This is a genomic window from Micromonospora sp. NPDC002411, assembly GCF_053592955.1.
Window position 1 is genome coordinate 1 of sequence record NZ_JBSFBM010000214.1, and the last position, 11,957, is coordinate 11,957.

Consider the following 11,957-nt stretch of genomic DNA (forward strand, 5'->3'; position numbering starts at 1 on the left):
GACCACGCCCGGCGGATGCGGGCCGGGTCGGTGGTGGCGCGTGCCTCCCACCCGACGTGGCCGGTGCGGCAGCGCGGGTCGCGGCCGGCGCACTGGTCGGCGGTGTGGTCGGGGAACGCGGGTCGCTTGTCGTCGGGGCGCAGCGGGAAAACGTGCCAGCCGCGCGCGGCGTGCGCGAGCGCGGCGGTGAGCAGATCAGACATGAGTGCTCCTGTTCAGGCAGGGCGACGCAGAGCGCGGACGGCGGCGAGGTCGATCAACTCACCGCCGGTGTCAGGTGCCGGGCGGGTACGGGCGGCGGTGGCGACGGCAAGCCGCAGGTAGAGGCGGTAGCGGCCGACATCAACGCCGCCCATCGGCCACCGCTGGCCCTGTTGGATGACGTGCCCGAGGTCAGCGAGGGCGGCAACGGCGGCAACGGCGGCGTCCAGCTCGGCCCGGGTGCCGCTAAGCCACACCTCCATCAGCCGGCCCGCCTCGGTCGAGGCCGGGCGGTGATCGCGGCGCGGGTCACGGCGTGCCGCAGGTCGCCGAGCAGCCCGACCAACTGCCGGCGCGCGGCCAGCTCAGACGGCGCGAGCGCGACCCTGACACGCACCTCGGCGTGCTCCCGCCCGGCGGCGGTGCGCACCCGCACCAGCACCGCGCGGGAACGGCCAGCAACGTCGACCACGATCTCTTCCGATCGGTGCTCACCGAGGCCGCAACGGTGGTCCATCCCGCACCACTCGGTGTGGCCGGCGGCGCGGCGGTTCATCGGTTCGCCTCAGCGCGCAGCCGGTGAAAATGGTTGTAGACGCGTCGACCGGTGCGCAGCCGGTGGCCCCGGTCGCAGCGGCGGCAGGCACGCGGGCGGCGCAGTACGCGGGTGGTGGTCCGGCCGGTTCCGGCGCAGCGCTGGCAGGTTTTGACGGGCTTGACCCAGCACAGCCCGGCGTAACCGAGCGTGATCAGGGCGGGGATCATGGCGAGGGTGATAGCGGCGGTCAGGTGGGGGTTCACGGGTGCCTCCCGGGCCGGTTTTTGGGTGCACGGGGCCGTGAGCTGCTATCTGCTAGGTCGCAGCTCATGATTCGGATCAGGTGCTAGCGAGGGTGCTAGCGCTAGCAGGACGGGCCGCTAGCGCTAGCACCCTCACGGCCGGTCAGCCGGCAGACCGCTTCCGGTCACGCTCCGCGATCGCGGCGAGTACGTCGGGGTGCTTGATGCCGCGCCGGGTGGTTGGCTTGCCATCGATGCGCCGACCCACGTCGCCGACCTTCACCGCCGGGTGCGGCTTGAGTGCGGTCGTGAGCTGCGCGGCCTCCCAGCCGCCGTAGACCTCGGGCCGCAGCTCGGCCAGCAGACCGCACAGCGTCTCGTTCCACACCGCCTTTTCGTCGCCCGGCCAGATTCGCGCCAGGTCGCCGAGCACGTCCGCGACCGGGGCCACCTCGCGGGTCTGCTCGTCCGGCTTGGGCAGCGTCCCGGCCGCCTGCCGCAGGGCGACGGCGCGGGCGACGATCCCGGCGGCGGCGTTGGTGTCTACCTTGTACGACTTGCCCGCAGTCGGCTTGGGGCCGAAACCCCGCAGGATGCCCCACCCGGCCTCGTCGCCCGGCACGAACACCGTGGCCCGGTATCCGTTCTTGTAGGCCGACGTGCCAAGAATCATGTCGTTCGCGGTCTGGTCGGCCACCGACAGGCAGAAACGGGAGTTGACGTTGCGGGTGATGCCGGTCGGCAGACTGTCCTTGTCGGGGATCTGCGTACCGATCAGCAGGATCACGCCGAACGCCCGGCCGAGCTTGATGACCTTCTCCAGGATCTCGCCGGCTTCCTTGCCGTACTTGCTGGTCATCAGCTCTTGCAGCTCATCGAAGAACGCCACGAGCGGGTGAAGCCCGGAGCCCTTGAGGTTGGCCAGCTCGGGAGTGACCTTGTTCTCGGGGGCCTTACCCAACCTGGCGTAGTGGTCGATGCGCTTGGACCGGCGGCGGCACTCCTCGTACAACCACTCGATGAAGGCGAAGCACCGGGCGAGCGTGTCGTCATCGAAGCCGTTGCCGTACTCGGCCATGACCGGCTCCAACACTGCGAAGTCCCCGACGCCCTTGAGTTCGTAGCCCCGGATCTCGGCGCGCGGGTCCAGCGACGCGGCCAGCACCAACGTCCGCAGCGCGAACGTTTTCCCCGACCCGGGCTGACCACCGAACAGCCAGTTGCGGAACATCATCTCCGCGTTGATGGCGTCCAGTCGGGGGGTGGTGGCGAACGGAAACGCCTTGAACAGGTCCACCTTCGCGCCGGTCGACAGCAGCGGCCAGGGCGGTTGCGTCATCTGCGACGCCGGTTCGTAGCCGACCCACAACGCCAGCCGGCCCGTGTGACCCGGTGCCGGTTCGGGCCACACCTGATCCAGCGGCAGCCGCATCGCCGAGGCCAGCCGACCGCGCCGGGCGACCACCTCGGCGGCCTCCACCCCATACGGGAGGTCGACCACGGCCAGGTGCCCGGGGCCGTCGCGGTGAATGTCCACCGGGAAGCTGATCGCCTTCGGGTCCTTGGCAACCGCGCTGTTGATCGCTGCCATCTGCAACGAGGTCAACGCCCGCCGCACGAGGTCGGCGGTCAACTTGCGGTAACGGGTGCCCTCGGTGACCCGGTCGGTCAGCGGCTTGTCCGCCGGTCGACCGAGGGTGGCCAGCAGCGGCACCACCACCGCCAGCGCCAGGTAGCGCCACCACGGCGGGCCAACCGTGAGCACGATCGCCCCGGCGACGGTCGCGCCGGCACCAGCGGCCAGGACCCACCACCGCCATACGCTTTGGCGCTGTCGGCGGGCGTCGAGCTTGAGCCACACATCGGCCTCACCACGGGTCGCGGCGGCCTGCCGCAGGTGCCAGTTGCCCTCTTCGGCGCTGGCCCAGTGCAACGCCCGACCGAGGCCGCGGAACAGCCCAACCGGTGCCCACACAACGGTTTTCGCCGCGTACTTCGGCACCCTGACCGCGTGGTAGGCGGCGACGTAGCCGGCGTCCTTGCTCTGGTGCCGCGCCGCCGCGCGCAGGCCGCGCCACGAACGCGCCCACTCGGCCAGGATCGGCCGGCGCTCCCGCTGCCGGGCGAGCACCTCCGGCGGGATGTCCTCGGCCGCGTCGACCAGACCGCCGAGGCGCTCCGGGCTGTCATCGATCGTCTCGGCGTCCTCGGCGGTGTCGTCCTCGGCGGTGTCGTCGGCGTCGGCCGGCGGGCGGGGGCGCGGCACCCGCCGGGCGCGGGCGTCGTCCAGGTCGACCACCTCGGCATCGGGGCCGTTCAGCTCGGCTTCGGCGGCCTGCCAGTCGAAGCGGTCATCGTCACGGGGGGAAGTCATGGTAGGGGTTCCTCCATCTGATCCGTGAGGGTCGGGGGGTGAGGGTCGGCGGCGCGGCGCAGGTTGGGAAGCCGGGTGGCCGCGCCGCCGGGCGGGGTTAGGTGTCGGTTGCGCCGCAGCAGCGGCACGTCTTGCCACGGTTGACCGGCGTGCAGGCGCACCCGCAGGAGAGGCAGCCGCGTGCGGGGATGCCGCCGGAGTAGGCGTGCATGCACCCGCATCCGGGGCAGCGGGCCGGCATCAGCGGCCCTTCTTGCCCTTGCGGCCGATCGCGGTCGCGCCGTTGCCGATCGCGGACTGACCCTTGACCTTGACGCTGCCCGTCGTGATCGAGCCGTTGTCGGAGCGGCTGCCGGGGTCGAAGTTGTAGTGACCGGCGGTGCAGATCGCGAGGGTGCCGGTGCTGTCGATGGAAACGCTCTTGAAGCCCTTGCCGCAGGTGGAGCAGGACGACATCGCCACGGGAATTCCTCCTTGCCAGGGGTGCCAGCGGGTCTGGCAACCTCCGCACCCCACCGGAGGTTTAGCCGGTGAGGGCGGGGGTGGTCAGACCGCGCAGAACAGGGCGGCGACGAACAGGAACCCGATGTGCCAGGACTGGTCTAGGGCGTAAGCGCCGGTGCCCAACGAGGGGTTGTCGTCGTGGCCAGGCCGTGGGGTGCCGAGGGCGTAGAAGCGGGCCGAGCCGAGCGCGTCAGCGATGCGCTTGAGCGGGGTGCGCCGGTCGGCGATGTAGTGCGACACCGCCGAGATCGTGAGGCCGATCGCCACGCCCCACGGATCCAGCCGCAGCCCGGTTCCGGCGATGACGAACACCAGCGCGAGCAGGGCGGTAAGCGTGTAGGTGGCGACGTGCGCGGCGCAGGCGATGCGACCCGGCCAGCCGGGAAGGCCCTTGCAGTCGGCTTGATGCTGCGTCTGTACCCAGTGGTCGGCGACCTGGTGAGCGACGTAGAGGGCGGCGAACACGGCGGCGAACGTCGCGGCGCGAGTGCCGGTGGGGTCTGCGAACATGAGGGGTATCTCCCGAGGTCTAGAAGTGGGCTGATGGGTGAGGGCCGGCGGCGCGGCGCAGGTTGGGAAGCCAGGTGGCCGCGCCGCCGGGCGGCGCTAGTCGTGCGTACGGACGAGGTGCGCGAGGGCGGCACCCATGCCGAGCACCGCTACCGGGAGGCAGGCAACGGCGGTGGTGATCCACCACGGGGCCGAGGTGACCCCGGCGGCCTCCAACAGGTGGTAAGCGACCTGCCCGAGCGCGCCGATCACGAGGGAACCGAGGGCCGACCACTTGGCGAACCGGCGTGCCCGCTCCGGCACCCGGCCAGACAGCCACACGTACAGCGCGTACGCGCCGTACGTCTCCACCCCGATCGGCAGCGTGATCGCCGAGTTGATGCTGAACCCATCCGCGATGCCGGGCAGCGGGTGCACGATGCCGAACCCGGTGAGTCCGCCGAGGCCAACCCACCCGGACCAGATCGCGACGAACGCGGGCAGGGCCAGCAGAACCACCGGCCACACCACCGCCGACCGGGCCGGTGCGGGCGGGGCGGGCGTATCTGGGCGACTGACCGGCGCGACCTGCTCGACCGGCTCGGATGGCGTGATCTCCGGCGCGGGCGTCGGGTCCGGTACGACCGGCGGCGCGGGCTCGGGTGCGGCCGGCGCGGGTGCCGGGTCCGGGGTGGCCGCCTCGGTGGTGTCGGCCGGCGGCGCGGCGGGCGTGGTCTTGAGCAGCGCGAGCAGTTCGCCGGCCTTAGGTGCGCCGATGCGGAACTCCCGCATGAGCCGGTTGCGCGACGGGAACACCTCCCCGTCCGGCAGGTCCAGCGCGCGGGCGGCGGGCAACAGGTCCTCGATGGGTTGCGGGTAGCGGGTGCCGTTGATAGCGGGGGCGGTCATGCTGCGTCCTCCTGGGGATAGGCACAGTCGACGCACTCGCCAAGCGAGCGCGGGATGAAGTAGGGCCGAACCACGCCGCAGGTCGGGCAGGTCCGGCGGGCCGTGAGCGCCTTGCCGATCGCGGCGCGCTGCGCGGGGGTCGCGGTGCGCTTCGGCGCGGCCAGGTCGACCCGGTACAGGTACGCGGTCCGGGTGCCGCCAACGCCGCGCCAGAGCACCTGAGCGGCGATCGGCTGCCCGCCGGGGCGCAGGCCGGCAGCGGTCAGTTGGCGGCGGGTGGCGTAGCCGGGCGGGGCACCCTTCCACCAGTAGGTGGGGATGCCGTATCGCGCCCCGTCCGGATCGAAGTAGGCGGCGCGGATGCGCGACATCAGGCCGCGCGGCGCGGGTCGGTACGGGTAGCGGTGTCGGTGGCGGCGCGGGTCACGCGGGCCTCGGCCCGGCGCACCCGCCGCCAGTCCAGCTCGGTCGGGCCGCCGTGGTCCTCGGCGTAGATGAGCGTGATTTCCGCGTCCAGCAGGTCCAGCTCGGCCGCGATCTGCGGCCACTCCGTGTCGATCGCGGCCAGGTCGGTGGCGGTCGGTTCGGCGGTGACGGGGGCGAGGTACGTACGCACGGGGGAACCTCCGGTAATCGATGCGATGGGGGATGCGCGGCGGCGCAGGCCAGAATCAGCCCGCGCCGCCGCGCCAACTTGGGGGTTGAGATGCACGGGCCTTGGCCGTGCGTGGCGACCTTTTCGGGGAGGCGCGACCCCATCCAGTTGTCAGGGAACGACCAGACACGGACGGCTCGTAGGCGTGCAGCGAATCCGCTGCCTTCCCCGGCTACCTCCCGGCTGATGTGACGTACGCAACCTAACAACTGGTAGGTCCACAGGTCAACTGCTTGGGGGGGATTCGCCTCTGAGCAGGGCGAACAGCAGTGCCCGCCCTACCATCTGATAGGTCGCTGGTAGGCTTCCCCTGCTCCTGTCTGACCGCGAGAGGACTGCCATGCCAACCCCTGAGCCCCGGCTGTCTCGCTCTGAGGCGCTTCATCAACAGGTGGCCCGGACCATCCGCAACGACATCGAGTCAGGCGCGCTCCGTGATGGTCAGGTGCTTGATTCGACGCGTGAACTTGCCGACCAGTGGGGCGTAAGCGTCTTCACAATCACTGAGGCGATGCGCGTTTTGGCCGATGAAGGATTGGTGGTTAGCAAGTCCCGCTCTAAGCGCGTAGTGAACGCTCCCGATCAGAGCAAGCGGAATGAGATTCGCCTGCAATCTCCGCGCGTCTTGATCGTCGGAGGTTACGCGGGCAGCGGCAAGACTGAATTGGGACGGATTCTCGCTCGCGAGACGGGTTGGCCGATGTTGGATAAGGACACTTTGACGCGTCCAGTCCTAGAGGCCGCGCTAGAGCTTATCGGGCTTTCGCCGCATGACCGGGAGTCTGAGCAATACCTGAAACTGCTGAGGCCGCGAGAGTATGAAGCACTGATGGAGGCCGCGAGCGAGAATGTCGCTTGCGGCAGCAGTGCCATCATTACTGCGCCTTTCATAGCTGAATTCAATGACCCGGCCTGGCTGGAACGCACGCAGTCATCGTTCGCTGACAAGGGTGCCGTTACTACCTTCGTCTGGGTCTACTGCGATGCCAGCAGCATGCAGACTTATATTCGGCGTCGAGGCGCTGCCCGCGATGCCGCAAAGCTGGCGGACTGGGACGGTTATCTCGACCGAATCGATCTCGATTTCCGACCACTGGTTCCATACAAGCTGATCAAGAATTGCACATCGAGCGCGCCGCTTAAGACGCAGGCAAGGGCACTCCTTCATGAGGTTTTGAGCGCAGAGGCCAATCAATGAGGATTGGAGTGATCCTTTATGGTCCGCCTGCTGCTGGCAAAGACACGGTGACGCAGGCACTCCACGAGGTTGATGCGCGATGCTCGTTGTTCCGCAGGCTGAAGGTCGGCGGCGGACGTGCTGATGGCTATCGGATGATCAGCGAGTCGGAGCTAGAGGACCTACACGATCGGGGTGAGATCGTCTGGGAGAACCGCAGATATGGCGCGACGTACGTAGTTGATCGTGCCGGCCTGTTGCGGCATGTAGAGGCCGGCGTGCCGGTGCTGCATCTCGGACAGGGCGCGGCTATCGAAGCTGTTAAGGGTGCTGACCCTTCGGTAGCGTGGCTTGTCGTGCATCTCTGGTGTCCGCGAGACGTTGCTGAACGACGTATTGATGCACGGGATACAGGAGACACGGCCGCCCGTCTTCGGGCATGGGATGAAACCGAAATCATCGAGGCGGACTTGCGATTTGATACCAGCGCTAGTGATCCGAAGTCCGTCGCATGGGCCGTACTGCTTACGTTGAAAGAACGGGAGAGCAGTCTCACTCAACAGCGCAGATGATTGCCGCATAGCGACGGGGCATCGACGCGGCAGACCTTCCAGCCCCTGTCCATGCCCCGCTCTTCTTTAGTTTGGAAGCGCCATTCGTGGCGGGAGCCGGCGAGAAACATTGTTCGTCCGGCGGCATCAACGCTTGTAAAGCGTAAACTGATTTGTGCAGAGACCATGCCGTCAGAGTCGATTTCTTTCCAGTCGGAAGACACTACTTTGATGCCCGTTCCGGCTGCCGAAAGTTGGTCGCGCATCTTGCTCGCCTCTTTTAGCAGGTCCTTACGGCGACTGTCGCAGAGGCAGCGTTCTATGCCGAGACCATCGCCGTACTCGGCGAACGCCGCCAACAGGTAAGCATTCGCTGCGGCTATGGGGTCGGCCTCACCCTTGCTGGCCTCGGCCGTTCTCACGACTGCCCACCCCGCCGGTACTGCTAGGCACCCTGCGGCGACGATCGCGAGGATGATCGCGAGTCGCAGCGGCCATGAGCGCGGGAGGTGGTGTCGAGCGATCATGACACTGAGGCTACTAAGCGGATCAAGGTTCGTGGGACCGTCGTACACCTGTGCGACGCTCCAACCGTGTTGGGGAAGGTGGCACACCCAATCAGGCGACTCTGGGACGGGCGCGGTGTCGATATCATTCCCGTCCATGACCCTGCGTGCTCGGCACCCCCGGATGCTCACCGTAGATCTCTCGCCAATGCGGCTTTGGCGCGACGATTTGGAAGAGTTGGAGGGCATCATGAGGGAGGCGTACCCGGAGACCGGTGTCCGAACAGATCAGTATGAGCTTGATCGGATTGCGGACTTAGCTCAGGCTAAAGAGCGTCGGATAAACGCTGTATCTTTCACCGTCGAAAAAAAGGTTCATCTCCTCATTCGTAGGAGTGGCGGCACTTTAGCGATATTGGAACCCACCCTAGCGGATCGTGGCCTGGCTGCGGACCTAGAAAACGTGACGGATCGATGCCGAAAGTTCGGAGGACTATTAAGTCCTAAACCGCGTCTCGGGCGATGGATTCTTTACCTCATTTCAATCGCGGCCCTGGCGATCCTGCCTTTCTGGCCGACGGTCTTTTGGCCAAGTTTCGTTGAAGAATCTAAGCTGGATTTACCCCCGGAGACCGGTTGGGCCGTGATCCCGCTACTCTTGCTGTTCGGCTATCTTGGCTTTAGGTCCGCTACCAACGTAATCCAAACCCGCAGTCGAACTGAGGCCCCTCCTTGGATACGACGGAATTTCGACGCTCTGCTGACCAACGCCATAGTTAGCGCAGTCTTCCTTTTTGTCGGTATATGGCTTGGGAGGGCCCTGGACTAATTATTTTGGCTGGAATTAGCTCACGCGGCTAGCGCCTAGAACCTCTGCTCGCCGTGCGCCTGCAAGTGCTTCCGACTCAGGACTCTTCGAACACCTGTACTATCCCGCACGTGAGGGAGCAAGTGGGGCGTTGGTGGAACGGAGTTTGGGGGCGACTTACCCGTCGTGATATCTGGCTTGCTCGGGAGGTGCGCTGGCACGTCGTCGCCAGGTCGGGCGACTCTGAGACGGGCAAGGTGCTCAGGTGGGACTTTGGCACCGAGGATGAAGCGCGGCGGATGGTGCAACATCTGATCCGGGCTGACGGCGGCCAGTGGCGCGAGCAGTCAAGCCGTTCAGCAGGGCCGCCAGGGTAGGTCGCTGCTGCTTCGCAGGCTCGTCTGCGGCAAATCAGCGGCACTTAGCCGCAAAGGGTGGCTGTTTGTGCTGGTCAGACGGTTGCGGGTGATGGTCTTGAAAACCGGTAAGGCAGCGATGTCTTCGTGGGTTCGAATCCCACACCCTCCGCTTCCCCTGGTGGGGTGTTTACGCAGCTCAGCCCCCGACTTCGGTCGGGGCTGTTTGCTGCCGGGGGGCTGGTGGGGGTTCTAGGCAAGTCGGCAGAGTGGTGCGACCGCCGGTCTGCAGCCGTCAGGTTGCCGGCAGGTAGATGGCGATCCAGTCCCTCAGCCGTTTCAGCACCAAAGGGTGGACGTCGACCATCTCGATCCGCTCGGCGACCACTGCTGGTTCGATGAGCCCGGCCCGGATCAGCGCGGCGGCGAAGGCGTGGTCCTTCTCCCTGCCAGCTATGAGCTTGGACACGACGCAGTCGTGCGGTTCGAGCGTGTAGCCACGCCCCGGTCGGGTGCTCTGGGACTCCACCAGAACCAGCCGATCCCGCCACCCGTCGGGCAGCCTCGCGGTCGACACACTCACGCCCTGGGCGTAGTAGCCGTTCGTCTCGTGGAACAGCGAGAACTCGCCGATGGCCCCGTCGACCTGGTCAGCTTTCTGGTCGTCCGGGTCGTTGAAGAATGCCACGTCGACTTCCATTGAGGCGGTGGCTTCCAGGCGGAAGTCTGCTTTCCGGGATCGCCCCCAGCACCGACTGGCTGCCGATGACGAGGACGTCCGGGTCCCCGGCGATTTGGCACGCGGACCGCAGGACATGCTCCAGTTGCTCGCGGCTCACGCCGCTCGCTTTCAGCCGCTGCGTCTGAAGGACTCAAGAATCTTCATGCGCTGTGGTTGTGACAGGACCCCGGCAAAGGGCGAGTTCTGTCGTAGCTCCACGGCTTCGGGATCATCCGAGGTCAGCACCTTGAGGACGGCGCCGACGCCTTCGTTGATCTTGTTCTGCCAGCGATTCAGCCACACTTCGGTCATGGTCCCTCGGTGCTGCCGGAGGAGTCGATCGAGATTCTCCCTGGCCTTGCCCAGCACCTCGTCCGGGTCGGTGACCAGACTGCCGGCCACCGCTTGGTGCAACCACAGCGACTTGAGCTGATCACGAGTCAGCTCCGGCTTCGGGTGCAGCAGGGCCTCAACGTCGTCCCGCTTGATCCTCCGATGCATGCCGACCTTCACGAACGGCAGCTCGCCGCGCTCGCACAGGTTGACCACCTGCTGACGCGACGACCCCAGCAGCTTGGCAACCTGACCGGTGGTCAGAAGGCCCCCACTCGTCGTCACCATAGGCCGAGCATGCGCTGCAAACGCTAAAAACGCAACTCCCTGTGCCTCGTTCCCGCTGGTCAACACGCCAACTGAGCCGAGGCTCCGGGTGAACGGCTGCGTTACGGGAGAGCGTTGGCCGGTGCCGCCGCCATCGCGCGGTGGCCTGCGCCGCTGACCGCTGCCGCACCGGTGCTGATGAGAATCGCCACGGCGGCGACCATGCCACCGAGCCCTGGACGGGGCATGACAGCAGGTATCGCTCCATCGAACAGGGCTGACGCTTCGTCGTAGGTGAGCGCGAGGAGGAGCGTCGATCCGACGGCGACCAGACTCAGCGCGGCGGTGGCTGCCAGGGTGAGCGCTGGTCGGGCGGTCCGACTGAGTACGGCCCAGGCGACGCAGGCGTGCAGCGCAAGAACACTGCCCACATATCCACCCCAGCCGGGGAATCGGGTGAGTGGCACGGTGATGTCGCCGTAGTGGGCCCACGGAAGTGCGATAGCGGAGAGCAGGCTTCCCACAGCTCCGACGACGACAGCGGAGAGGGCAACGCTCCTCGTCATGGCTCGACCTCCCTGACGCCCCGCATGGAGAGCACCTGGCCCGCCACGCCCACGCCGATCGCGGTCAATGTTAAGGGCGATGTCTTCGTGGCTTCGAATCCCACACCCTCCGCGACCGTGATCGACCCGGTTTCGCCGACGTTGGTGTATCGAGACGTTTTGGATACCGCGACTTCCCGGAAGGTGAGTGGATCACGACTCGGCCGGGTCGACTGACGTCCCGGACCGGCCCCTGGTCCACGCCTCGTAGCTGAGCAGCACGGCCAGGAACGCGGTGAGCAGGCCGAGAGCGGCCAGGCCGGGTAGGTAACGCCCGACGGGGAGTAGGAGCAGCGCCACGGCGGGCGCGAGAAACTGCTCGGGCCGTACGCACCGGACGCTGAGGGCAAGGAACGTCGCCCGGCCGGCGAGGTACAGGGCGGTCCCGCCGAACAGCGCGACGGCCGGGATCCAGTGCAGGGTGTGCTGGGTCTTGCCGTGCGCCAGGCCGGCGAGCACCTCCTCGACTCCCAGCGCCACGTAGATGGTTCCGGCGAGCAGCGGAAGGTGGGCGACGCTGTACGCGTTGCCGGCCATGAAGCCCCGGTGCAGCCCGGAGTCTGTCGTGAGTGCGTTTCCGGCGCTCGCCGCACTCGGGAAGTACAGCCAGTACAGGCACCCGGTGACGGTGAGGGTGAGTAGCGCTGCCGCCAAGGTCGGCCAGTGGATCATCTGGGTTCCGACCCCGGCGCCGACCGAGATCAGGGATTCTCCGAGCGCG

The 11,957-nt window shown here is 67.2% G+C and carries 17 protein-coding genes and 1 tRNA gene; 3 read left to right on the forward strand and 15 right to left on the reverse strand.

Annotation, left to right across the window (positions count from 1 at the left end; all coding sequences use genetic code 11):
* From ACWCO3_RS23160 to ACWCO3_RS23205, 10 genes are all read right to left on the reverse strand, one after another.
* Positions 1–203: bifunctional DNA primase/polymerase (locus ACWCO3_RS23160; protein WP_450011969.1), on the reverse strand; the 203-nt coding region annotated here is incomplete at its 3' end.
* Positions 204–215: 12 nt separating this feature from the next.
* Positions 216–464 (reverse strand): hypothetical protein, encoded by a 249-nt coding sequence (locus ACWCO3_RS23165; RefSeq protein ID WP_450011971.1) that lies wholly within the window; start codon positions 462–464, stop codon positions 216–218.
* Positions 464–757, reverse strand: coding sequence for a hypothetical protein (locus ACWCO3_RS23170; protein ID WP_450011973.1), 294 nt, complete (start codon positions 755–757; stop codon positions 464–466). The genes ACWCO3_RS23165 and ACWCO3_RS23170 overlap by 1 nt, the downstream gene beginning before the upstream one ends.
* On the reverse strand, positions 754–1,002 hold the full coding sequence (locus tag ACWCO3_RS23175) for a hypothetical protein (RefSeq protein WP_450011975.1): 249 nt from the start codon (positions 1,000–1,002) through the stop codon (positions 754–756). The genes ACWCO3_RS23170 and ACWCO3_RS23175 overlap by 4 nt, the downstream gene beginning before the upstream one ends.
* Before the next feature lie 142 nt (positions 1,003–1,144).
* Complete coding sequence (locus ACWCO3_RS23180) at positions 1,145–3,355, reverse strand: cell division protein FtsK (RefSeq protein WP_450011976.1); 2,211 nt, start codon at positions 3,353–3,355, stop codon at positions 1,145–1,147.
* Positions 3,356–3,595: 240 nt separating this feature from the next.
* On the reverse strand, positions 3,596–3,817 hold the full coding sequence (locus ACWCO3_RS23185) for a hypothetical protein (protein WP_450011978.1): 222 nt from the start codon (positions 3,815–3,817) through the stop codon (positions 3,596–3,598).
* Positions 3,818–3,901: 84 nt separating this feature from the next.
* Positions 3,902–4,369 carry a DUF3307 domain-containing protein gene (locus ACWCO3_RS23190; RefSeq protein WP_450011980.1) on the reverse strand — a complete coding sequence of 156 codons (468 nt, stop codon included), beginning with the start codon at positions 4,367–4,369 and terminating at the stop codon, positions 3,902–3,904.
* 96 nt (positions 4,370–4,465) lie between these two features.
* Positions 4,466–5,257: an ABC transporter permease gene (locus tag ACWCO3_RS23195; RefSeq protein WP_450011982.1), complete on the reverse strand. Its 792-nt coding sequence runs from the start codon at positions 5,255–5,257 to the stop codon at positions 4,466–4,468.
* A complete protein-coding gene (locus ACWCO3_RS23200; protein WP_450011984.1) occupies positions 5,254–5,628 on the reverse strand; it encodes an RRQRL motif-containing zinc-binding protein in 375 nt (124 codons plus the stop codon). Before ACWCO3_RS23200 ends, ACWCO3_RS23195 begins: the two co-directional genes overlap by 4 nt.
* The gene (locus ACWCO3_RS23205) at positions 5,628–5,873 is read right to left on the reverse strand and encodes a DUF6284 family protein (RefSeq protein ID WP_450011986.1); all 246 of its coding nucleotides are present in this window, start codon (positions 5,871–5,873) and stop codon (positions 5,628–5,630) included. Before ACWCO3_RS23205 ends, ACWCO3_RS23200 begins: the two co-directional genes overlap by 1 nt.
* 430 nt (positions 5,874–6,303) lie before the next feature.
* Here ACWCO3_RS23205 and ACWCO3_RS23210 point away from each other — a divergent pair, with 430 nt between their 5' ends.
* Both ACWCO3_RS23210 and ACWCO3_RS23215 read left to right on the forward strand, forming a co-directional pair.
* On the forward strand, positions 6,304–7,110 hold the full coding sequence (locus ACWCO3_RS23210; RefSeq protein WP_450011988.1) for a GntR family transcriptional regulator: 807 nt from the start codon (positions 6,304–6,306) through the stop codon (positions 7,108–7,110).
* Between the two features lie 8 nt (positions 7,111–7,118).
* The gene (locus ACWCO3_RS23215) at positions 7,119–7,661 is read left to right on the forward strand and encodes a kinase (protein ID WP_450011990.1); all 543 of its coding nucleotides are present in this window, start codon (positions 7,119–7,121) and stop codon (positions 7,659–7,661) included.
* Here ACWCO3_RS23215 and ACWCO3_RS23220 read toward each other — a convergent pair.
* On the reverse strand, positions 7,646–8,062 hold the full coding sequence (locus ACWCO3_RS23220) for a hypothetical protein (protein WP_450011992.1): 417 nt from the start codon (positions 8,060–8,062) through the stop codon (positions 7,646–7,648). The two genes, ACWCO3_RS23215 and ACWCO3_RS23220, sit on opposite strands and share 16 nt — an antisense overlap.
* Positions 8,063–9,383: 1,321 nt before the next feature.
* Between ACWCO3_RS23220 and ACWCO3_RS23225 the strand changes: the two genes are divergently transcribed.
* Positions 9,384–9,479 (forward strand) — tRNA-Ser (locus ACWCO3_RS23225).
* Between the two features lie 126 nt (positions 9,480–9,605).
* On the opposite strand, the gene ACWCO3_RS23230 is transcribed toward ACWCO3_RS23225, so the two are convergent.
* The 4 genes from ACWCO3_RS23230 to ACWCO3_RS23245 all read right to left on the reverse strand — a co-directional run.
* Positions 9,606–9,998 carry a DUF6036 family nucleotidyltransferase gene (locus ACWCO3_RS23230; protein WP_358167060.1) on the reverse strand — a complete coding sequence of 131 codons (393 nt, stop codon included), beginning with the start codon at positions 9,996–9,998 and terminating at the stop codon, positions 9,606–9,608.
* 162 nt (positions 9,999–10,160) lie between these two features.
* Positions 10,161–10,652, reverse strand: coding sequence for a helix-turn-helix domain-containing protein (locus tag ACWCO3_RS23235; RefSeq protein WP_358167057.1), 492 nt, complete (start codon positions 10,650–10,652; stop codon positions 10,161–10,163).
* Positions 10,653–10,753: 101 nt separating this feature from the next.
* Positions 10,754–11,197 carry a hypothetical protein gene (locus ACWCO3_RS23240; RefSeq protein ID WP_450011995.1) on the reverse strand — a complete coding sequence of 148 codons (444 nt, stop codon included), beginning with the start codon at positions 11,195–11,197 and terminating at the stop codon, positions 10,754–10,756.
* 192 nt (positions 11,198–11,389) lie between these two features.
* Positions 11,390–11,957 (reverse strand): low temperature requirement protein A (locus ACWCO3_RS23245; protein WP_450011997.1); only part of this gene is annotated, 568 nt, incomplete at its 5' end.

Excerpts from the sequence above, each read along its gene's own strand:
- ACWCO3_RS23165 (WP_450011971.1), bottom strand. The coding sequence starts at position 464 with ATGGAGGTGTGGCTTAGCGGCACCCGGGCCGAGCTGGACGCCGCCGTT.
- ACWCO3_RS23170 (WP_450011973.1), bottom strand. The coding sequence starts at position 757 with ATGAACCGCCGCGCCGCCGGCCACACCGAGTGGTGCGGGATGGACCAC.
- ACWCO3_RS23180 (WP_450011976.1), bottom strand. The coding sequence starts at position 3,355 with ATGACTTCCCCCCGTGACGATGACCGCTTCGACTGGCAGGCCGCCGAA.
- ACWCO3_RS23190 (WP_450011980.1), bottom strand. The coding sequence starts at position 4,369 with ATGTTCGCAGACCCCACCGGCACTCGCGCCGCGACGTTCGCCGCCGTG.
- ACWCO3_RS23195 (WP_450011982.1), bottom strand. The coding sequence starts at position 5,257 with ATGACCGCCCCCGCTATCAACGGCACCCGCTACCCGCAACCCATCGAG.
- ACWCO3_RS23200 (WP_450011984.1), bottom strand. The coding sequence starts at position 5,628 with ATGTCGCGCATCCGCGCCGCCTACTTCGATCCGGACGGGGCGCGATAC.
- ACWCO3_RS23235 (WP_358167057.1), bottom strand. The coding sequence starts at position 10,652 with ATGGTGACGACGAGTGGGGGCCTTCTGACCACCGGTCAGGTTGCCAAG.
- ACWCO3_RS23240 (WP_450011995.1), bottom strand. The coding sequence starts at position 11,197 with ATGACGAGGAGCGTTGCCCTCTCCGCTGTCGTCGTCGGAGCTGTGGGA.